The sequence below is a fragment of the Streptomyces sp. NPDC107471 genome (assembly GCF_055582845.1).
On the sequence record NZ_JBVJPC010000011.1, the window covers coordinates 83,978 to 103,008 of the forward strand.

The 19,031-nt window shown below is 68.2% G+C and carries 21 protein-coding genes and 1 pseudogene; 12 read left to right on the top strand and 10 right to left on the bottom strand.

From position 1 onward, the window contains the following. Positions 1-74: 74 nt before the first annotated feature. The gene (locus ACZ66S_RS32210; RefSeq protein ID WP_469905083.1) at positions 75-1,472 is read left to right on the top strand and encodes a serine/threonine-protein kinase; all 1,398 of its coding nucleotides are present in this window, start codon (positions 75-77) and stop codon (positions 1,470-1,472) included. 338 nt (positions 1,473-1,810) lie between these two features. Next, a complete protein-coding gene (locus ACZ66S_RS32215; protein WP_469905084.1) occupies positions 1,811-2,287 on the top strand; it encodes an SMI1/KNR4 family protein in 477 nt (158 codons plus the stop codon). A 680-nt stretch (positions 2,288-2,967) separates the two neighbouring features. On the opposite strand, the gene ACZ66S_RS32220 is transcribed toward ACZ66S_RS32215, so the two are convergent. Next, positions 2,968-3,813, bottom strand: a complete 846-nt coding sequence (locus ACZ66S_RS32220; RefSeq protein ID WP_469905085.1) for an RNA polymerase sigma factor SigF — start codon at positions 3,811-3,813, stop codon at positions 2,968-2,970. Positions 3,814-4,233: 420 nt separating this feature from the next. On the opposite strand from ACZ66S_RS32220, the gene ACZ66S_RS32225 reads away from it, so the two are divergent. From ACZ66S_RS32225 to ACZ66S_RS32235, 3 genes are all read left to right on the top strand, one after another. Next, positions 4,234-4,458, top strand: a complete 225-nt coding sequence (locus ACZ66S_RS32225) for a hypothetical protein (RefSeq protein WP_469905086.1) — start codon at positions 4,234-4,236, stop codon at positions 4,456-4,458. A 7-nt stretch (positions 4,459-4,465) separates the two neighbouring features. Then, positions 4,466-4,741 (top strand): hypothetical protein, encoded by a 276-nt coding sequence (locus ACZ66S_RS32230; RefSeq protein WP_469905087.1) that lies wholly within the window; start codon positions 4,466-4,468, stop codon positions 4,739-4,741. A gap of 302 nt (positions 4,742-5,043) precedes the next feature. Beyond that, the gene (locus ACZ66S_RS32235) at positions 5,044-5,454 is read left to right on the top strand and encodes a hypothetical protein (RefSeq protein WP_469905088.1); all 411 of its coding nucleotides are present in this window, start codon (positions 5,044-5,046) and stop codon (positions 5,452-5,454) included. A 24-nt stretch (positions 5,455-5,478) separates the two neighbouring features. Here the strand turns inward: ACZ66S_RS32235 and ACZ66S_RS32240 are convergent, their stop codons facing one another. Both ACZ66S_RS32240 and ACZ66S_RS32245 read right to left on the bottom strand, forming a co-directional pair. Further along, the gene (locus ACZ66S_RS32240; protein ID WP_469905089.1) at positions 5,479-6,075 is read right to left on the bottom strand and encodes an NADPH-dependent F420 reductase; all 597 of its coding nucleotides are present in this window, start codon (positions 6,073-6,075) and stop codon (positions 5,479-5,481) included. A 53-nt stretch (positions 6,076-6,128) separates the two neighbouring features. Then, positions 6,129-6,947 (bottom strand): inositol monophosphatase family protein, encoded by an 819-nt coding sequence (locus ACZ66S_RS32245; protein WP_469905090.1) that lies wholly within the window; start codon positions 6,945-6,947, stop codon positions 6,129-6,131. 137 nt (positions 6,948-7,084) lie between these two features. On the opposite strand from ACZ66S_RS32245, the pseudogene ACZ66S_RS32250 reads away from it, so the two are divergent. Then, a pseudogene (locus ACZ66S_RS32250) lies at positions 7,085-7,969 on the top strand (LysR family transcriptional regulator); the annotation flags it as partial. A 573-nt stretch (positions 7,970-8,542) separates the two neighbouring features. Here the strand turns inward: ACZ66S_RS32250 and ACZ66S_RS32255 are convergent. Further along, on the bottom strand, positions 8,543-9,001 hold the full coding sequence (locus ACZ66S_RS32255; protein ID WP_469905091.1) for an ATP-binding protein: 459 nt from the start codon (positions 8,999-9,001) through the stop codon (positions 8,543-8,545). A 136-nt stretch (positions 9,002-9,137) separates the two neighbouring features. Here ACZ66S_RS32255 and ACZ66S_RS32260 point away from each other — a divergent pair, with 136 nt between their 5' ends. Further along, entirely contained in the window at positions 9,138-9,515 is a 378-nt protein-coding gene (locus ACZ66S_RS32260; RefSeq protein ID WP_469905092.1) for an STAS domain-containing protein, read from the top strand. Positions 9,516-9,727: 212 nt separating this feature from the next. Here ACZ66S_RS32260 and ACZ66S_RS32265 read toward each other — a convergent pair whose 3' ends face one another. Continuing rightward, on the bottom strand, positions 9,728-9,874 hold the full coding sequence (locus tag ACZ66S_RS32265) for a hypothetical protein (protein WP_469905093.1): 147 nt from the start codon (positions 9,872-9,874) through the stop codon (positions 9,728-9,730). A gap of 168 nt (positions 9,875-10,042) precedes the next feature. Beyond that, on the bottom strand, positions 10,043-10,399 hold the full coding sequence (locus ACZ66S_RS32270) for a DoxX family protein (RefSeq protein WP_469905094.1): 357 nt from the start codon (positions 10,397-10,399) through the stop codon (positions 10,043-10,045). Positions 10,400-11,213: 814 nt separating this feature from the next. On the opposite strand from ACZ66S_RS32270, the gene ACZ66S_RS32275 reads away from it, so the two are divergent. Further along, positions 11,214-11,714, top strand: coding sequence for a pyridoxamine 5'-phosphate oxidase family protein (locus ACZ66S_RS32275; RefSeq protein WP_469905095.1), 501 nt, complete (start codon positions 11,214-11,216; stop codon positions 11,712-11,714). Positions 11,715-11,773: 59 nt separating this feature from the next. On the opposite strand, the gene ACZ66S_RS32280 is transcribed toward ACZ66S_RS32275, so the two are convergent. Further along, positions 11,774-12,406: a TetR/AcrR family transcriptional regulator gene (locus ACZ66S_RS32280; protein WP_469905096.1), complete on the bottom strand. Its 633-nt coding sequence runs from the start codon at positions 12,404-12,406 to the stop codon at positions 11,774-11,776. 123 nt (positions 12,407-12,529) lie between these two features. Here ACZ66S_RS32280 and ACZ66S_RS32285 point away from each other — a divergent pair, with 123 nt between their 5' ends. The 3 genes from ACZ66S_RS32285 (at position 12,530) to ACZ66S_RS32295 (ending at position 14,505) form a co-directional block, all read left to right on the top strand. Further along, on the top strand, positions 12,530-13,279 hold the full coding sequence (locus ACZ66S_RS32285; RefSeq protein WP_469905097.1) for an SDR family NAD(P)-dependent oxidoreductase: 750 nt from the start codon (positions 12,530-12,532) through the stop codon (positions 13,277-13,279). An 85-nt stretch (positions 13,280-13,364) separates the two neighbouring features. Continuing rightward, positions 13,365-13,718, top strand: a complete 354-nt coding sequence (locus tag ACZ66S_RS32290) for a nuclear transport factor 2 family protein (RefSeq protein WP_469905098.1) — start codon at positions 13,365-13,367, stop codon at positions 13,716-13,718. 616 nt (positions 13,719-14,334) lie between these two features. Next, a complete protein-coding gene (locus tag ACZ66S_RS32295; protein ID WP_469905099.1) occupies positions 14,335-14,505 on the top strand; it encodes a hydrophobic protein in 171 nt (56 codons plus the stop codon). A gap of 348 nt (positions 14,506-14,853) precedes the next feature. Here ACZ66S_RS32295 and ACZ66S_RS32300 read toward each other — a convergent pair whose 3' ends face one another. Together ACZ66S_RS32300 and ACZ66S_RS32305 are read right to left on the bottom strand one after the other, a co-directional pair. Then, positions 14,854-15,648 carry an SDR family NAD(P)-dependent oxidoreductase gene (locus tag ACZ66S_RS32300; RefSeq protein ID WP_469905100.1) on the bottom strand — a complete coding sequence of 265 codons (795 nt, stop codon included), beginning with the start codon at positions 15,646-15,648 and terminating at the stop codon, positions 14,854-14,856. Position 15,649: 1 nt separating this feature from the next. Then, positions 15,650-16,870 (bottom strand): MFS transporter, encoded by a 1,221-nt coding sequence (locus tag ACZ66S_RS32305; protein WP_469905101.1) that lies wholly within the window; start codon positions 16,868-16,870, stop codon positions 15,650-15,652. A gap of 563 nt (positions 16,871-17,433) precedes the next feature. On the opposite strand from ACZ66S_RS32305, the gene ACZ66S_RS32310 reads away from it, so the two are divergent. Then, positions 17,434-18,063: an FMN-dependent NADH-azoreductase gene (locus tag ACZ66S_RS32310; protein WP_469905102.1), complete on the top strand. Its 630-nt coding sequence runs from the start codon at positions 17,434-17,436 to the stop codon at positions 18,061-18,063. Positions 18,064-18,371: 308 nt separating this feature from the next. On the opposite strand, the gene ACZ66S_RS32315 is transcribed toward ACZ66S_RS32310, so the two are convergent. Beyond that, on the bottom strand, positions 18,372-19,001 hold the full coding sequence (locus ACZ66S_RS32315) for a TetR/AcrR family transcriptional regulator (RefSeq protein WP_469905103.1): 630 nt from the start codon (positions 18,999-19,001) through the stop codon (positions 18,372-18,374). Between the last annotated feature and the right edge of the window lie 30 nt (positions 19,002-19,031).

Here is a 19,031-nt window from a genome sequence, read left to right on the forward strand (position 1 = left end):
CCGTGGCGGGTACACGCCACCAGACTTTGTCCATGTCCGCGTCCAGCTCGCGGCGCAGCACCGGGAGATCACACATGAAGGTGCGCCGATCAGCCTCCTCCACGGCGGCGGGCACGTCCCCCGAAGTCGTGGTCGGCCGATACCAGTTGGGAGCCAGGCTCGGCTCCGGCGGCGCCGCCGACGTGTACGAGGGGACCGACCTGCGCCTCAAGCGTCCGGTGGCCGTCAAGATCTTCCGGCCCGACGGCGAGCCGGCGCTGGAGCAGCGCTTCGGAGACGAGGCCGTGCTGCTGGCGAAGCTGCAACACCCGGGGCTGGTCACTGTCTACGACGCGGGCCGGCACCAGGACCGCCCCTTCCTCGTGATGGAGCTGGTGAAGGGCCTCACCCTGTCTCAGCGCATCTCGACGGGGACCATGGAGCCGGCCCGTGCGGTCATGCTCGGCAGCGCGCTCGCAGGAGCTCTCGCGCATGTGCACGCGGCCGGCATCGTGCACCGAGACGTCAAACCGTCGAATGTCCTGCTGGACACCACAGGCGTCCCGCACCTCACCGACTTCGGCATCTCACGGATGATGGACGCCACCCGGCACACGGCCTCGGGAGCGCTCCTGGGTACCGCCGCCTACCTGGCACCGGAACAAGTGCTGGGCAAGAAAGTGGGCCCGTCCGCCGACATCTACGCGCTCGGCCTGGTCCTGCTGGAATGCCTGAAGGGCGAACTCGAATACAACGGCACACCCCTGGAAGCCGCTGTGGCTCGTCTGCACCGCCCGCCCGCGCTCCCGCCCTCGGTGCCCCCGCGGCTGGCCGAGCTGCTGCGCGCTATGACAGCCCTCGAGGACACGGCACGACCGGACGCCGAGCAGTGCGCTGAGACGCTCTCCGCCCTGTCTGCTGAGCCCTTCATGCCCCCTGCGGCGAACGCTGCCGACAGCGACAAGGCAATGCACGCCAGGACAGGGGCGCGAGGTGCGACAGATCTCGCTCTCACTGCCGCCGGGCCGCGCATCCGGCCACAGGCAGCGAAGCCGCTCCGCACCCGTCGCCCGCTGCTGGCCACCGGGGCGGCCGTCCTCACCGCGCTCCTCGGCGCCACGCTAGCCATCTCAGCCGACGGAGACGCAAACAGCGACGGCCGATCCGCCGCAGGCCCGCTCGGATCCACGCCCGCACAACAGCCCTCCCCCACCGCCTCTCCATCAAGCCCGCAGACAGGGTCCGGGCAGCCGGCCGGAGCGACCCCGCCCTCACCGAAGACTCACCGCCCCACGACGTCGACTGCCTCCGGCCCGCTGGCCCGCACGTCGTCAGTCGACCCGACGAGCAACCCCGCCCCGGGAACGCCGGCGGACCGCAAACAAGCGCAGAACAACCGCCCCCGCCCGGACACCGCCCAAACCAACGACAAGAACCCGCCCGGGAAGTCAGTGAAACCGAAAGGCCCGACCGCGAAGAACGAACACCACTGACTTCCATACGACGGTGTCCGTCATTCGAGGTTTCCGCGCACGGTCTCCTCGCCGCCGCCTGATGGCCATTCGTAGCGGCGTTGGAGTCGGCGGCGTCGCCTAGCCAGCAGTCGCCGCGTTCCACCACCTTGCGGTACTGACACCCCGGGCGTTGCGCGTTGCGATGACTCGATACCCTTGCGTACACAGACGGCTCAGGATGTGTTCGCAGGACAGCCGTCGTCGGGGGTGCCGACGGTCGTTTTCTGCCGCGAGGCAGGTCGGACCTTGCTCCCCCCATCGCCAGCCCTGTGGACGAGACGAGACGTCGCAGGACATTCGTTGCATTGGAGGAGTAGGTGTCGTCGCTGCATCGATTGAGGAGTTTGCTGGGCGTCCCCGCCGTGAGCAGCGGGAGAAGTTTCGATACGGCAGAGCGCACTCTCGGCATCACATTGCCACAAGAAGTGAAGGACTTCTGTTCAATTTACGGAGATCTGTTGATTTCCGACTATTTCTTCATCTTCGGTCCGAATTTTATGGCAGAAAAGTCTGAATGGATGAGCGAGTTCGTTCGGGAAGGTCACCCAGCCATTCCCAGGCCAGTACTCCCCGATGCCGGGGGAATGCTCCATTGGGCGCATACAATCGAAGGCGACAAACTCTTCCTCGAAGACCGCGGGAATGGAAGGTGGACAGTGTCGGCCTTTCGAAGGAATTGGCACGACTGGTACGAGACGAATGAGACTCTTACCAACTGGCTACTGGATGTATTTAGCGGACGTCGCGACATGGATTGGATGCCAGAATGGCCCAAGACTCACTGGTTTGAGTAGCAGCCGCTCGTAAGCGATGTCCCATAATTGACCACGGTCGTCCTTCTGACCTGCCTGCTCTCGGTTCAGCCGGTGAGGTGAGGTGTGGCGGCGGGCGATGCCGAGCACGGCGTGGACGATGATCCACCTCCAGTGGCGGACCCCAGGGCCCAGTCTCCGCTCACCCGGGTGGGCGCCCTCCCCCGCCGCAACGCGGCCATGGGCTTCGTGAACTGTCGTGGGCTCAACCCGGTGAACGGGGCTATCCAGGGGGTTCTGGCGCAACCGGTACAGGGCCGCGACCGTCGACGACGACGGCCCAGCACGCGACCCCCAGTTCCACCGAAAAACCCGCGCATCCTCATCGGTGACCTCGGGCGTTCGCTTCGCTCGGCCGGTGCCATCGGCCCGATCCTGACACCGCATGCCCCTCAGCGTCATGAGGGAAGGGCAGCTTGCAGGCGGCGGGACGAACCCGGAGGAGGTCTTCGGTGGTCGAGGTTACGTCCGCGACCCAGCGTCGAAGAAGGCGACCCCCAGCATGATCAAGGCCGCCTCCCGTCGGACCTAGACTTCCCCTTCTGTGTCCCCCCTAGGTGGCGCTTCGTCTCGGCGTGACAGGGCGCGAGAAAGCTGCTGTCAGCGCGGTTGAACGCTGCGCGCTATGCGATCAGGCGGCTGGGACCGAGCTCATGTTGCCGTCAGCCGGTGGCGAGCATGCCTTCACGCAGTCGGGCGAGGGTGCGGGACAGGAGTCGGGAGACGTGCATCTGGGAGACGCCGAGACGTTCGCCGATCTGTGCCTGGGTGAGTTCTTCCACGAAGCGCATGTGGATGATCTGCCGGTCGCGTTCGTCGAGTGCGGCGATCATCGGAGCGAGGGCGTGGAAGTCCTCGACGAGCTCAAGCGCCCGGTCGTCGGTACCGATGAAATCGGCCAGGACGCTCTCGCCGTCCTCGCTGCCGCTGATCGTCGCGTCCAGGGAAGAGGAGTTGTACCCGTTGGAGGCAAGGCGGGCCTCCCGCACCTCTTCCTCGGGCAGGCTCATCAGCTCCGACAGCTCCTTCACCGTCGGCGTGCGCCCAAGGCGGCTGCGGAGCTCTTCGGTGGCGCGGGCGAGCTGGACGCGCGCCTCCTGAAGCCGGCGCGGCACGTGCACGGCCCAGGTGGTGTCGCGGAAGAACCGCTTGATCTCACCGACGATGTAGGGGATGGCGAAGGAGGTGAACTCCACCTCCCGAGTGAGCTCGAACCGGTCGATGGCCTTGATCAGTCCGATCATGCCGACCTGGACGATGTCCTCCATCTCCTCCGGCCCGCGGCTGCGGAAGCGGCCCGCCGCGAAGCGGACCAGGGACATGTTCATCTCGATCAGCGTGTTGCGCGCGTAGCTGTATTCGGGCGTGCCCTCCTCCAGCACCGCGATCTGGTCGAAGAACAGACGCGTCATCTGCCGGGCGTCCTTGGGCGCCACCTGAGAGGGGTCGGCGACCTCCGGCAGCTTGGCCACGTTCGTGCCCGTCCTCGCCGCAGTCACTGTCGTCATGATGCTTCCCTCCCCTAATTCTGCACGCCGCCGACCTGCCTCGGGCCGACGACCCTGCGCTTACCCCGGAGTCTGCGGGCCATGCACCCCCTTCAAAGAAGTAGCGCACGGCCTGTCGGGCACCTGCTGCCTCTGCCGCGCGGCCATCAACCCGGCACAGGCGGTGTTCCTGGGGAGCGGGCAAGGCCGCAGTTGCCACGCAGGCCGGTCCAGGGCCGGTGATACGGAGCTCTCGCCACTCAATGCGAATGCTGTGCGGCCCACAGGCGGCCGCTGCAACCACGTCGGCCCTGTCCTGGCGCTGACGTTTGCCACCCCAGCCTGGTCGCCGCTGCATCCCAATTCACCGGGTGCGCCCTACTCCGGGTCCAATGGCCAAAGACTGATTCCCGCGTCGACTCCACCACGTTGCTCGACCCGGTGAAGCTGGTATTCGGCGCGGTCGTCGAGGCTGGCGTCGCTCTGGTGGTCGCTACCGGCGGACAGTACCTCGAAGCGGACAACGCCCGCCGCGAGGTCACCCACCTGCTCACCGAGCGTCTCAACACGCCGGCTCCGCAACCGTCCACGCGGGCACGGCAGTGCGGCATAGCCATCCGGTCCCGGGACGGCACCCTCCGAGAGCGCGGCGACGGTCCCACATAATGTGGGCATGGATTTTCGCATCGAGTGGCCTGCTCCCATGGACGAGCATGATTGGCAGATGCAGGAAATGAAGGGCTGGATCGGGGAGGTCACCGTCGTATGGGACGGTGGCTCCCGGGTCTTCGAGGTCTATGACCCAGTTCGCCTTGCGCAGACCGTAGAGCTGGAAATCGAGCAGATCGGGCGCTTCACGGCTCGGAGTCTGCTGGTGATCCCAAGCGTGACACGCGAGAACATCGAAGCAGCCATATCGGAGATCGCGGACAGCGGCTTTCGCGCTTAGGTACGGCTCTGCTGTCGCGTTCGCGGAGATCGTCGTCGGCGCCGGGCAGCTTCCCGGCGCCACCGCGTTCGACGCCGTCATGTGAGCTGCGCAGGTACCTCAGGTGCTCGGTGTCTCAACCTCGCTGTCTACGGTGTCTCTCAGCCGGAGCGAGCGGACGGGGTCGTGGGACTCGGATGCGGATGCGTCTCATTGAATGCGCCGGGCGATCCCGGTCGCCCTGCCCATCAGCCCTTCGAGCGGCCCTCGCGGGAACGGACGGCACGGGCCTGGCCAGGCGGCGCAGCAGGGGGAAAGCGTCCATGGCGACCAGGCACGCGGTGATCAGCAGGGTTGCCACACCGGTGTTGCCCACTATGGACAGGGTCGCCTCGCTGTCTGGGGCGGCAGCCAGCATCCCGGCCGGGCTGTCGTCGATTCTCCAGCCCTTCCCAGTTGACTTCCGCATGCGGCCCGGCGATTCCCTCCAGGACGACGACCGGACGCTTGGCGGTCTTCCGCTGACGCTCCTTCATCCGCTTGAGGACGACGGCACGCATGGCATGGAACTCGACGGTGGTGAAGTCGTCGTCAGTAAGCCACAGTTGCTTGAGCTCATCCAACTTCGCCCGGTCCTCTCGTCAGCGAGAACGTCGACGCTCTCGCCGATGAACAGTGCGGGCGCCGCGACGAACGGCCCGGCGCGGGCTGATGGTCTCGGCACAGCCAGGTGACCGTGCCGCAGCACCCGGCGTGGCTCAGCGGGCGATCGAGATGGCGAACGGCGTGAATCCGGTGGTCCGTATCACGTGCGGGACGAACAAGATGGCGGCCTCGGTGGCGCGCGCGGTTCGGATCCCGCCGAGATCGGTGATCCACTCCGTCCGCCAGCCCAGGCTGACGAGCAGTTCACGTACGGTCTGTTTCGCCTGGGTGTCCTCGCCCGAGAGGAAGGCGTCGGGGGCGTGCGTGAGGGTGTCCGGTGCGGTCATCACCGGGAAGAGCATGGTGTTGAGGGTCTTCACGACGTGCGTTTCGGGGAGCGCGTCCTGAAGCTGCTCGGCAAGGCTCGAGCCGGGGTAGATCAGGTCGGCGGGCAGTCCGTCAGGTCCATCGGTGGTGGCGTTGGAGACATCGACGAGGATCTTGCCGCGCAGTTCCTCCCGCAGGGCGACGAGCCGGTCCAGTGAACCGGCGCCAGGCGTCGCGTTGATGACGACCCGCGCCGTGCGGGCGGCGTCCGCGGCGGCGCCCGGCGCGCGGTCGGCCACCGTCACCTCATGACCTGCCCGGGTGAGGGCGGCGGCCAGGTTGCCGCCGACGCGGCCGTTTCCGAGTACTGCGATCGTGGTCATGGTGTTCTGGTCCTCCGTGGTGCGGGCAGGCGGTGCGGGCGGGTGGTGCGCGGTCAACGGGAGAGGGTGGCGACGGCCTGGGCGTGGACGCCGGGCGCGGCGGCCAGGAAGCTTCCGCTCTGCGGGGTCCAGGGGCGGCCTTCGGCGTCCGAGATACGTCCGCCGGCCTCGGTGACGAGCAGCGCCCCGGGCAGCAGGTCGGCGCGGGCGCCGGCGAACTGCCAGAAGGCGTCGATCCGGCCGGCGGCGACGTTCACGAGGTGCAGGGTCGCGGGCACGGCGGTGCGCACGACGAGCGCGTCGAAGAGCATCGCGGTGATCGAGGAGCCGACGCGCCGCATGACGTGGTCGTCCTCGTCCGGCCTGGCCTGGCTCGTGGCCACGATGCCCAGGCCGAGGTCCGTGGTCGCGGAGACGTGCAGCGGTCGGCCGTCCAGGTGGGCGCCGCCGCCGGTGAGCGCGGTGTAGGTCTCGCCGGTCAACGGCGTGTGGACCACGGTGAGGACCGGCTGGTTCTCCCGCACGAGGGTGGCGGTCACCCCCCACTCCGGCAGGCCGTGCAGATGGTTGACGTTGCCTTCGGCCGGATCCACGACCCACCATTCGCCGGGCGGCAGCGCCCCGCCGTCCAGTTCGTCCTCCACCCAGCCGGCTTGGGGACGCAGGTGCGTGAGGCGGGGGCGCAGGATGTCGAGGGCCGTGTCGTCGTTGGTGGCGAGAGCACGCATCAACTCGTCGCGGCTCTGGTAGCGGACCACTTCGCCGAAGCGCTCGCGCAGCGCCGAGCCGGCCGCGCGCACGGCTATCGCCGTCTGGTCGAGCAGGTCGGCGTCAGCCGCGGTGACGTCCGTCGTCCGCAGTGTTTCGGGCATGGTGAACTCCCGCTCGTATAGGGATGGTTGCGTCCTCGGCGGCTGGTCCGCGTGCTCCGTCCAGCGCCCTGCATACGACGGTAGAGAGCCCAGTCATTAACTACAAATGCATGTAAAGCACGGCTAGGATTACTCTCGTGCAACTGGATCTGAACCTGCTCACCGCGCTCGACGCCCTGCTGGAAGAGGGCAGCGTCGCCGGGGCGGCCGCGCGCCTGCACGTCACCTCCCCCGCCATGAGTCGCAGTCTGGGCCGGATCCGGCGCACCACCGGGGACCAGATCCTGGTGCGCACCGGCCGCACGATGACCCCGACGCCGTACGCGATCGCCATCAGGGAACAGGTGCACGAGCTGCTGCACCAGGTCCAGGGAGTGCTGGCACCGAGCCGCGAACTCGACCTGGCGACGCTGGAGCGCACGTTCACCCTCCGCTGGCACGATTCCCTGGTCGCCTTGAGCGGCCCCGCGTTGCTCGCCGCCGTACGCGATGAGGCGCCGGGCGTACGACTGCGCTTCGTCGCGGAGTCGAGCGTCGACACCCCGGGGCTGCAACGCGGCGAGGTGGACCTGGAGGCGAACGCCAACCACCCGGGCGCACCGGACATCCGTGCCGAGAAGGTAGGCGAGTCCTCTCTCGTCATCGTCGTGCGGCAGGGGCATCCCCTCACCCGCGGCGGGACCGTCACCGCGGAGCAATACGCCGCCGCTGAACACATCACCGTCTCACGACGGGGAAACCTCGGCAATCGACTCGATGACGCCCTCGCCCAACTCGGTCTCACCCGCCGCGTGGTGGCAACCGCACCCACGCAAGCGACCGCGCTGGAGTTCGTGCGCGGCTCCGACCTCCTGATCAGCGTCCCCGAAGCAACCACGCCCTCCGGGATCGCGGACCTGGGACTGGCCGTACTCCCCCTACCGCTCGAACTACCCCTCGCAGCAATCCACTTGTCGTGGCACCAGCGCTACGACACCGACCAGGCGCACATCTGGCTGCGGGGACTGGCGCGAACGGCGCTCACCACGCGGGAGCACCGTAGCGGGCGTCGCGCACACCGCTTCGCTTCCCTGTCTACGCCCTCTGCCTCCCGGCCCGCACCGCCTGGGAGTGCCCGCGTTGACCGGTGCGTTGGACTCCCAGGCTCGTCGACCGCACGTAGCCCTGCGGCATGCGGCATGAGTGACGGCTACAAAGGGCGCGATCAGCTCAAGCAGGGCGATGCAGAGCCGCCCCGTGATCGATCTGGCCCGCGGCGGGCTGATGGGCTGGCTACGGCTGCCAGCCGCAACGGGCTTGCAAGATCCTGCTGACCGTCTCCCAGCACGCCAACACCGCACTGCGGGCGATCGCCCAGGCCGTCACCGACGCCCCGGCCGGAAAGCCCCAACCGGCGCCCCTCCAGCAGTACCTCGCCGCAGCCGTGCACACACGGCACACCGAGGGACATGAGAACGGATCATGTGGGTAGACGCACCGAGTTGTGATCGTGGGAGAGGCCGTGACACCTGGGGAGGTCGGCACGGTCCCTCCCACGCATCACTACCGCTTCCGCGCCCCGGACACGGTGCGCTGCCAGCGAAGCTGGGGCCCGGTCACCGCCCGCTGAAGTCCTCGAACAGTGCGATGCGGGCAGTGATGCGTTTGCCGACCGGCTCCCGCTGCACCGCAAACCCCTGGGCGACGGCCATCACGATCTCTAGGCCGTGCTGGCCCACCCGCCCTACGTCGGCGGCCCGGGCAACCGGCAGCACCGGATCACAGTCCCACACCACCACTTCCACTACGTCGCCGGCGATCCGCAGGTCGAGCAGGACCGGGCCCGGCGCGTACTTGAGGGAGTTGGTGACCAGCTCACTGACCACCAGCCGAGTTACGTCCATGGCACGCTGCGAAACCGGCAGACCGTACACGGCCTGCACGCGGGCCAGGAAGTCCACGGCATGACGGCGGGCATCGGCGATGGACGCGCTGTCCCCTTCCAACGCCACCGTGCTCGCTATGCCCTGATCCCCCGGCACCGGGATGTTCTCACTCACGGGAACTGACTGCATCGCGCTCCGCCTCTCCCCCGTTCACCCTCACGCGTATACCCCCAGCACCCGCTTTACGCCTTCGACGCCAAGGCATTACGCGGCCTGTCCAAGGCAGCACTGTGAGTAAGGGCGCTGGTGTGCCAGGATCACCGGCATGACTGGGGACGACATGCCGGACACCGAACAGGCTCCGCAGCCAGGCCAACTGTCGATCGTGGAGACCTCCAGCGAGGGAGTGCGCATCCTCGCTCTCGCCGGTGAGATCGACAACGACACCGGCGGCCCGCTGCGTCAGGCCCTGGACCTCTCCGCCGTCCCGCGCCCGCGCGTCGTGGTCGACATGCGGCAGGTCACCTTCATGGACTCCACCGGCATCAACATCCTCGTCGCCGCCCACCAGAGCGCCACCGACGCCGGCGGCTGGCTACGCCTGGCCACACCCACCAGCCCCGTGATGCGAACCATCCAGATCGTCGGCATCGACAGCATCATCGACTGCTATCCCACCCTCCAGGCGGCGCTCAGCCACTGAGCCGTAGCCCAGTGGCCGCGAGACGCATGGGCGGGTCGACTTCCTGGCCCGGAGGCGCCCGTCCTCGGCGCGCATCGGCCCGACATCTGCTCGCGGACGGCTGCGGCGTTGCCCATGGGGGACGGGCTCAACTTGTTCCGCCACATCGAGACCTGCTGGCCTTATCAGTGCCTGGCCCTAGCCTCCGCTGAACGTGACGGATGGACTGGGAGTCAGAACAGTCTGGCCAGGCCCGGCCGGATGACGTTGTCGCCGATCCGGGCCGACACCGAGATGCCGGCCCGGACGCGCGGGTCGAGATATGCGTCAGGGCGACGCCAGAGGATGGCGAGGGCTTCGTCGGCGCCTACGTTGATCACGGTGGTGGCTCCGCCGAGTGTCTGACGGATCCGGAGAGCGATGCGGGGGTCCGGTCGCCGGGTGTCGGGCTAGGTCACACCGATGCGGTTGCAAGGTCGCCACACCCGCAGACTGTGCCTCTCTCCGGCTCTGGTGAGAGAGGTCGGAGGTCGCGGGAATCCCCCGGGTCACCAGGGGCCGTGGTAGGCCAGACCCAGGAGCAGCGCTGCTACGGCGGTGGCGAGGAACACGATTCCGCCCACGATGTTGCGGGAGCCGACCCTCAGGTGGGCGAAGATCGCACCCACGAAGTACAGCACGAGACCGCAAGCCGCGAGGGTTCCGAGGACCGGCACGACGAGCCCCGCCAGCAGGCCCACGGTGCCCGCCGCGAGCAACAGGCCAAGCACGGGGACCCATTTGCGTGGCACGCCCTTCATGTCCGCCTGGGTCTTGGGGTATTCGTGGCCGATCAGATAGGTGACGGCCGCGGCGCCGTTGAAGACCACGCCGAGAAGGGTCACTGTGAGGTAGGCGGCGAACAAGTTGTCTCCACTTCCGTGTCCGGGCAAACGGTGCTGCTGGGCAGCCCGTTGGGGGTGCCCAGCTACCAGACGGAGGGGCCCATCGCTTTTGTGACATCGGGGAGGGACGAGTGTGCCGGTGGTCGTGAGTGCGGTAGATGGGCGTGGTTGCCGGTGGCTGCGGGCGTCGGTGCGTGGTCCTGCGGCGCTATCAGCTCTCTCGGTTCACGCTCACCCGCGCGGTTAGAGCCCCGGGGTGACCTCGGAGCACCGCGAACGGCCGTGTTGTTCATGCCCAGCCGCAGCGAACCGACCCGCGAACATTCGGCCGGTCTCCGCGTCGAATCCGGCCGCCACGGGATGGACATGTTCCGGTGGTCGGCTCTCCGCTGCCTCGCGGCGTAGAGCACTGTCACCTGGCCCTCCGCCCGGAGGGTCACGCCGCTCACACCGGCCGCCAACCGGTGCCGAGCTGGTGGGGACGACGTCCGCGAACGAGCTCGGCGAGCTTGACTGGACGACTTGGGTCTCGGTCGTCGTCTCGGGAGCGCGGGCGAACGGCGGCCGCCCGGCGAGGAACAGCCCCGCGACGACTCCGGCGCCCAGCACCCCCGTACCGGCAACCGGCAACCACCACCCTCGCCGGCCCGCCGAGGAGGCTCGCGCCGTGCCGGGGGGGGGAGGGACGTGGTGCTGCCACGCGGTCGCTGTTGAAGGGAATCGCAGTCCGGCTTCGAAAAGAAGTTCCGGAAACCCGAGCGACCGGATGTCGAGAGCCCCCGATCGGCTCCGTCCCCGGGGTGCCATCACGACGACGACCCTTGAGGACATGGCCATGCGAGCGAATGAGATCACCGAGGTCCTGAACCGGCCGACCAGCCAGGAGCTGCTGGCGCGAGACGTACTGCGGCTGGCGTACGTGGCCAAGGACGGCACGCCCCGCAACGTCCCGATCGCGTTCACCTGGAACGGCTCCGAGATCGTCCTGTGCACCACGAAGAACGCCCCCAAACTCCCCGCGCTGCGCAACAACCCGACGGTCGCCCTGACCATCGACACCGAGGTGCACCCGCCCAAGATCCTGCTCATCCGCGGCCGGGTGGAGCTCGACACCGTCGACGGGATCCCGGAGGAGTACCTCCAGATGAACGGCTCGTACAAGATGACCCCCGAGCAGCGCACCGCCTGGGAGGCCGAGGTGCGCTCCCTCTACGACGGCATGGTCCGCATCGTGGTGACGCCCACCTGGGCCAAGCTGATCGACTTCGAGACGACCCTGCCGAGCGCGGTCGAGGAGCTCGTCCGCCGACGCGCCGAACGGCAGCAGGCCGGCTGACGGAGGGAACCTGCTCTGTGCGCACCGGACGGCGATGAGGGGCCCTCAGTGAGCCACGGTCATCCTGCACCCTCTCGGCGCGGACGACCCCCGTGCGCGTGCATGCGAGGTACCGCCTGGAGTGCGATGTCGACGGTGGCGTGGAGGGCCGTCCGGGATGCTCCGGCTGCCGCGTGTACGGCGTTGCCCTCGCTGACGACCATGACGTACCGGGCCAGGACGTACGGGTCTGTCCCCGCGGGGAGGTCGCCCTCCTCGACGGCACGGGCCAGTCGCCGCGCCAGGGCGTGCTCGCCGGCCAGGCGGCTGTCGGCCAGGAACCTGGCGACGCGGCCGCTGTCGCCACCCTCGGCGAGGCCGCCCTGCACGGACAGGCATCCGGAGGGTCGGTCGGCGCGGGTGAGCGCGTCGGCGTTGGCCCGGAGGAAGGACTCGATGACCTCGTACGCGGTCGCCTCCGCCAGGGCCTCGCGGGCGTAGGCCATGTCGGCCTCGGCGTAGCGGGCGACGGCCCGGTGGAACAGCTCCTCCTTGTTGCCGAACGCGGCGTACATGCTCGTGCGGTTGATCCCCATGGCCTCGGTGAGGTCGGTGAGCGACGCGCCCTCGTACCCCTGGCGCCAGAAGACCTCCACCGCACGGTCCAGCGCGGCCTCCGTGTCGAAGCCCCGGGGTCTGCCGCGTACCGCCATGACGTCCTCCTGTGTCAGCCGTCGAAATTTTAACCGAGCGGTACGGAATAGGTCCGCCGATGCCGTGGTTCTCCACTGCTGAACGACTTGAGTACCGAACGGTACAGAAATGGAGAACCCATCATGGGACACCTGGACGGCAAGACCGCCCTCGTCACCGGCGCCACCTCCGGCATCGGTCTGGCCGCCGCCCGACGGCTCGCCGCGGAAGGCGCCCACGTCTTCCTCACCGGCCGCCGCCAGGAGACGATCGACAAGGCGGTGGCCTCCATCGGCGACCGCGCCACGGGAGTCCGCGCCGATGTCGCGAGCCTCGACGACCTCGACCGTCTCTTCGCCCAGATCGAGCAGGAGCGCGGCAGCCTCGACATCGTCTTCGCCAACGCCGGCGGCGGTGAGTTCGCGGCCCTGCCCGACATCACCTGGGACCACTACGCCGACACCTTCAACACCAACGTCGGCGGCACCCTGTTCACCGTGCAGAAGGCGCTTCCGCTGCTCTCCCCCGGCGCCTCGATCATCGTGACCAGCTCCAACATCGACACCAAGGGCGCCGCTTCCTTCAGCGTCTACGCCGCGACCAAAGCCGCGCTGCGCTCCCTGACCCGCAGTTGGGCGGCGGAACTCGTCACCCGTGGCATCCGCGTCAACAGCATCGCGCCCGGACCGATCGAGACGCCCGGCCTCAGCGGCTTGGCCGGCGGTCCCGAGGCCGCCGAGCAACTGCTCCAGGGCCTGGCCGCCGGAGTTCCCATGCAGCGCCTCGGCAGCCCGGCGGAGATCGCCGAGACCGTCCTCTTCCTCGCCGGCGAGGCCAGCAGCTACATGACCGGCGCCGAGATATACGTCGACGGCGGCGCCAGCCAGATCTGACCAGTTCACCCCTCGGGGCGTCCGGCCGAGCCCACCGAACCGGCCGGTCGCCCCGGCCTCTCCGTCCGCTCAGGAAGGAACCACCATGCACTCCGTGACCGACCTGCTCGCAGCCAACCTCAACGAGGTCTTCGGCAACCGCGACCCCGTATCCCGCCGCGCGGCCATCGACCGCATCTACACCGAGGACGTCGTCTTCACCGACCCGGAAGGCGTCACCACGGGTCGCGACGCCATCGAGGACAAGGCAGGCTCCCTTCTCGCCAACGCCCCCGACAACTTCGCCTTCGCCGAGGACGGCCGGCGCTACGCGGGTCCCGACACCGGGGCACTCCCGTGGTCCTTCGGTCCGCCCGGCGAACCCGCCGTCCGCGGAATCGACGTCATCACCGTCCGGGATGGAAGGATCGCCACGGTTCTGACCATGTTCACCTCCTGAGACGGCGCGGCGGCCCCGACCTGACGGTCTCGGGGCCCCGCGCGGAGGGCTCGCATGTCGAGCACGCGATCGTGTCCCGGTTGGCGAAGTCGCACGGAGGGATGCCCGGGTGGCGTCCGAGGCGGTTGGTCGGTGACATGGTGCACGCCGTCGTCCCGTAGCTCCGCCGCCTGCCGCGGGCCAACCCCCTGCAGCGCGTCGACAGGCAGCACCCCGAGCCAGCCGGCGGCCTCCCAGGGGTGATCGCGTTGATCTCGAGGACACCGTCGGCCGGGCGGTCCACCTCCGTCGGCGCTAGCCCGCGTGTGTTCCGGGGGTGGAGCAGAGGGCCGGCCGCCCAACTGCGCACGGTTCTCGGCAGCCGCCCCTTCAGCGCCGTACCCCCTCCGGGCGGAGACGGTGCTGCTCCTCTCGCGACACGTTGTGAAACATGTCCGTGGCGTAGCGTCCCGCGCCGGTGAGCCCGTCCAGCCATCAGGGAAGACCCGCTCCGACGGTGAGGTGCACGCCGTTGAGAAACTGAGTCCAATGCCCGCAGGATCAGTGGAGAAACCAGGGAAATCGACTGTGTGTTCTTGCTTTCGCCGGGCACGAGGAGCCGCGGAGGTTGATAACTATGGTTCCCCTGCTCATCGTTCTTCTGCTGGCCCTGATCCTCTTCGGCGCGGGATTCGCACTGAAGGCACTGTGGTGGCTCGCCGTCATCGTGCTGGTCGTCTGGCTGCTGGGCTTCGTCATGCGCTCCGCCGACTCAGGCGGCCGCAAGGGACGTTGGTATCGCTGGTAAGCCGACACGCACCAACATGGCTGTGGCTCCGGATGAATCCGGAGCCACAGCCATGTCCCGTATCAGGACAACTCTGCCGTGAAACGGTGTGACACACGCCTTCTCGGGAACCGGGCTTCATAGCTGGGGCCCGGTGAGCAGTGGAACCTGCGCCTCCAGACCACTGGGCCCCAGCTACCCCGACACGCCCCGCTTCCCGCCCCTCCCCTGTGCCGTCAGAAACCCCGCTCGCACCTTGCCCGGTGAAGGGCAGCGCATGCAGGCCCTTCCAACGGGCGGCCACCAGACGGTCGGCGATCCGGCGGCCCAGGATCTGAGGCCCGCACAGTAAAGGTGGCTCCGCCGGTGTCAGAGCGCGTCCGGCCGCGGCGCCGCTGTCAGCACCGTCCCACTGATCGCGGCACAGGCGTCGATGATCGATTGCCCGTACTCAGGGTCGCGTGCCACCGGGTGCATTGCACACGGCCGTCGGTGATAGAAGTGTTCGCCGCTGGTCAAAGCGTCTGGATCATCGCTGGTGGCCAGCCACACCTGAGTGACCGGAGCCATCTCGAGACTGTCGGGTGCTCCCGCTCCGCCCATGCGGGTGGCGACCCAGCCGGGCTCCATCGACGTGCACAGCGTGTCCGGCCAGAGGTGCGCCAACTGCATTGCCATGGCTGTCACTTGTAGCTTGCTGTCGCTGTATGCCTGCATGCCGTTCCACGAACGGTGTTCCCACTGCAGATCAGTGAGGCCTGGTTGACCCGACCTGTGCAATCCCGAGCTGACGAACACGAGCCGGGCGGGACGCATGATCAGTGCGGAGAGGACGTAGGGGGCCAGCACATTCACAGCGAAGTGCTGTTCCAAGCCATCTTCGGTCTCCACGCGCTGCGGCTTCATATATCCGACCCCTGCGTTGTGGATGACGGCGTCGAAACGGCCGTAGGCATTGGCTTGCTGGGCGACGGCGCGCATCCCGGCCAAGGTGGACAGGTCGCCCGCGAGTGCGGCCTCAGCCTCCGGGACCGCGCGCAGCGCAGCTTCCGCCCGCTGTTCGTTCCGGGCGTGGAGGACCACCGAGTGGCCTGCGCCGACCAGCAGCTCCGCGGCCATACGTCCAAGACCGTCCGCGGATCCGGTGATGAGAACACGTGACATGTCATGCGCCCTTCTTCGACAGGGTGAACAACGAGAGGGAGCCGGCCAGCACCGCGATGGACAGGCCGGTTGCACACACGCCCGGCCAGCCCGCCTGAGCCCAGGCCATCGAGGCCGCTGTGGAACCGACGGAGCCTCCGATGAAGTAGAAGGTCATGTAGATGCTGTTGACGCGGTTGCGCGCCGCGGGATGCACGTCGTAGATGACGCGCTGGTTCAGCACGTGCAGCGCCTGCACCCCGATGTCAAGGAGAAGTACCCCGGCGACGACTCCGACGAGTGAATCACCTCCTGCCCACAGCGCCCCGTAACTGCCGGCGATCCCAGCCAGTGCGAGGGCGGTCGGCACGGGGTGGGTGTGACGTGCGACCCGCCCTGCGAGGTTGGCCGCCAAGGCTCCGGCGGCTCCGAGCAGACCGAACAGGCCTGTCGTAGCGGGTCCGTAGCCGAAAGGCGCGCGGCTGAGGTGGAGCGCGGCCGTCAACCAGAACACGCTGAAGGCCGCGAATCCCGAAGCCCCGAGCAGGGCTCGTACACGCAGGGTGGCGCTGGCCCGGTACAGCGAGACCATGGAGCGCAGGACTTCGCGGTAGCGCAGGGACCGGGTTGCTGTCGCGTCCAGGTCTCGGAGCGCGGCCCGCAGAACAGCGTTCAGGACGAGCATCAGTGCGGCAGCACCGTAGAAGAGTGGCCGCCAGCCGACGAGCGATGCGACCAGGCCCGCGACCGTCCGGGCCAGCAGCACTCCCGTGAGCAGGCCGCTGATGACCGTCGCCACGGCCCGGCCGCGCTGATCGGCACGGGCGAGTTGTGCTGCCGCCGGCACGAGCACCTGAGCGGCGGTGTTGGCGATCCCCAGGAGGGCGAAGGCAGCCAGGGCAGGGCCTGGAGCGGAGGCCGCGGCGGCCGCGACGAGCGCCGCACTGTCCACCAGCAACAGGCAGCCCAGCAGGACGCGTTGCTTCACCACGTTGGCCAGCGGGAGCACAAGGACCAGTCCCGCTGCGAAGCCGAGCTGTGTGACGGTGACGATGCTGCCTGCCGCACCGGAGGACATGTGCAGTGAACGCGCGATCATGTCCAGGAGTGGCTGCGCGTAGTAGAGGTTGCCGGCGATGGCGCCAGTGGCCGCGGCGAGGAGCAGGACCAGCGAACGGGACAGGCCGCCGCCTTCCGCATCCCGCACCGCACTGTCCTGCGGTGAGGTGGCAGCATGCGACATCGGAACTCCTACGTGATCATGCGGGCGGCGGCGCTGAAGGCGAGAACCCTGTGAGAGGGGCGCCGCGTCGACTCGCAAGCGTCCTGCTCGGGTCCGTACTGCTGTGCGTGCGGGTCCAGGAGTCGTCACGCACTCTCGCGGACCGCCGCGCCTCTGAGGGAGGCATCAACAGCATCGGCCTCGCGGGCGGATGGCGTCCAAGACCTGTACGGCGCTCTGTGATGCCGAGCGGGTATCAGGTGAGTTGACAGGGCGGCGTCGGCCTCTCCGTGTTGCAGATGCGAATTCCCACGGGCAAGGGGCAGCGCGGCTGGCTGAGAGCCCGACGCGTGCGGCGACCGCCCGGGCCCGTGGGCGCCCTCTCGTAGTACTTCCGTCCTACATGGCATCCCCGACTTCGCTGCGTGATGAGGCGAGGTACCAGATCACAGCACATGGATGCCCCGCGGGAACAGAACCGGGGTAAAGTCCGTTTACAGATTCACGGCCCGCTCCACCATGCCCGGGCTGTGCAGTTCGCCTGCGCTCGTGTCTGCGGGCGCCCTTCAGAGGAGTTGTCTGCCATGAATATCTTCCGTTTGGATGCCAGCATCCTTCCTGCCGCTTCCAGCAGCGCAGAGCTGGCTGATCTTGTGACGGACGGCTGGAAGTCCGCGCGTCCGGAAGCGCAGGTGGTCAACCGCCACCTGGGAACCAACCCTCTGCCCGCAGACGCCTGGGCGCTGGCCACGACTGCGGGCTTCACCCCCGAGTCCGAGTGGACCGAAGCCCAGCGCAACGCGATGACCCTGGCCAAGGAGCTGGTCAGCGAGGTGCGCGATGCCGACGCCCTGGTACTCGCGGTTCCGTTCTACAACTACGGCGTGTCCCAGCACTTCAAGGCCTGGGTGGACCTGATCATCGCCGGAGCCGGACCGGCCGACCCTCTCCTGAAGGACAAGCGCACCGTCCTGATCACCACCATCGGCGGAGGTTACGGTCCGGGCACACCGCGTGAGGGCTGGGATCACTCCACCGGCTACCTGGAGCGCATCCTCGGTGATCTCTGGCAGGGCGAGCTCACCGTCATCAGGCGAGAGCTCACCATGGCTGCCGTCGCCCCCGGTATGGAGGCGCTCAAGAGTCTCGCGGCAGAGCAGCACGCCGAAGCCAAGGAGGCCGCCCGAGAAGCGGCCCAGGCGCTCAACTCATAGTGACAGCGGACCGTTCCAAGTTCGCGAGCCGGCAGGCCGGATGAGGCCGGGCTCATGCCCATGCGCTTCACGGTCTTCGGCCGCGTTCACAGCGCTCTTCACATCGTTGGGGCCCTGCGCGCCATCGGCACCACGGATGGCGCGGCCGGTGACCGGGAGCACACCGGAGGGGTTATGGTGGTCCGTCGTTCACGGCGGCACAGCCACATCGCCCGGATGTTCTGCGCGTGCGGGGACATCTGACAGCGTCGCGTTGCACCACCCAGGCCTTCGCCGCGCTGCGTCGTCAGTCGGCGCGGTGCGGTTGGTCATGAACCGACGTGTCCTGGCCCCTGGAAGAGACGCTCAATGAGCGTCTGCCATGCGTCGATCAATGGGTGATCTCCGCAAGGCACCACGCTCTCGGCATCGCCGGCCAGCATCAGAAACAACAGCGGTGGCCCCTCGAGAGCACCCGTGAGCTGTATGGCAAGGCTGTCCAGATCAGCAACACCGACCTGGGCAGCCGCCAACAGCATGCGGATATGCGTTCGCGTCATGGTCTCGCCCATGGGAATCGGGCGTTTGCGGTCGAAGGCGGCCCGAGCGATGACGTGGTGCTCAAGGGCCCAGGCAATACGGGCACGGCCGAAAGCGATCAGGCGTTCCACCGGGTCAGCACCCGGCCCCAGAGGTGGTGGACCGCTGAGCACCTGCTCCTGGAAACGGCGTTCGTCCTCGTCGAGCAGCGCTTGGAAGATTCCTGCACGGCTGCCGAAACGACGGAACACGGTTCCCTTGCCGAGCCCGGCCCGTTCGGCCAGCGCATCCATGGTCACCCCGGTCGCACCTTGCTCCACCAGCATGGACCGAGCCGTCTCCAGCAGACGCTCTCGGTTGCGTGCCGCGTCGGCGCGCTCGGCGGGCGGCTTTCCGAAGGGAACTACAGACCTGTCCACAGGATCAATCTACAAGTCGATCGACGAGCG

Coding starts and splice junctions, on each gene's coding strand:
- ACZ66S_RS32300 (WP_469905100.1), bottom strand. CDS start 15,648: ATGTCACGTGTTCTCATCACCGGATCCGCGGACGGTCTTGGACGTATG.
- ACZ66S_RS32305 (WP_469905101.1), bottom strand. CDS start 16,870: ATGTCGCATGCTGCCACCTCACCGCAGGACAGTGCGGTGCGGGATGCG.
- ACZ66S_RS32230 (WP_469905087.1), top strand. CDS start 4,466: ATGGATTTTCGCATCGAGTGGCCTGCTCCCATGGACGAGCATGATTGG.
- ACZ66S_RS32280 (WP_469905096.1), bottom strand. CDS start 12,406: ATGGCGGTACGCGGCAGACCCCGGGGCTTCGACACGGAGGCCGCGCTG.
- ACZ66S_RS32255 (WP_469905091.1), bottom strand. CDS start 9,001: ATGCAGTCAGTTCCCGTGAGTGAGAACATCCCGGTGCCGGGGGATCAG.
- ACZ66S_RS32260 (WP_469905092.1), top strand. CDS start 9,138: ATGACTGGGGACGACATGCCGGACACCGAACAGGCTCCGCAGCCAGGC.
- ACZ66S_RS32295 (WP_469905099.1), top strand. CDS start 14,335: ATGGTTCCCCTGCTCATCGTTCTTCTGCTGGCCCTGATCCTCTTCGGC.
- ACZ66S_RS32245 (WP_469905090.1), bottom strand. CDS start 6,947: ATGCCCGAAACACTGCGGACGACGGACGTCACCGCGGCTGACGCCGAC.
- ACZ66S_RS32240 (WP_469905089.1), bottom strand. CDS start 6,075: ATGACCACGATCGCAGTACTCGGAAACGGCCGCGTCGGCGGCAACCTG.
- ACZ66S_RS32275 (WP_469905095.1), top strand. CDS start 11,214: ATGCGAGCGAATGAGATCACCGAGGTCCTGAACCGGCCGACCAGCCAG.
- ACZ66S_RS32220 (WP_469905085.1), bottom strand. CDS start 3,813: ATGACGACAGTGACTGCGGCGAGGACGGGCACGAACGTGGCCAAGCTG.
- ACZ66S_RS32235 (WP_469905088.1), top strand. CDS start 5,044: ATGGCGACCAGGCACGCGGTGATCAGCAGGGTTGCCACACCGGTGTTG.
- ACZ66S_RS32285 (WP_469905097.1), top strand. CDS start 12,530: ATGGGACACCTGGACGGCAAGACCGCCCTCGTCACCGGCGCCACCTCC.
- ACZ66S_RS32290 (WP_469905098.1), top strand. CDS start 13,365: ATGCACTCCGTGACCGACCTGCTCGCAGCCAACCTCAACGAGGTCTTC.
- ACZ66S_RS32310 (WP_469905102.1), top strand. CDS start 17,434: ATGAATATCTTCCGTTTGGATGCCAGCATCCTTCCTGCCGCTTCCAGC.
- ACZ66S_RS32210 (WP_469905083.1), top strand. CDS start 75: ATGAAGGTGCGCCGATCAGCCTCCTCCACGGCGGCGGGCACGTCCCCC.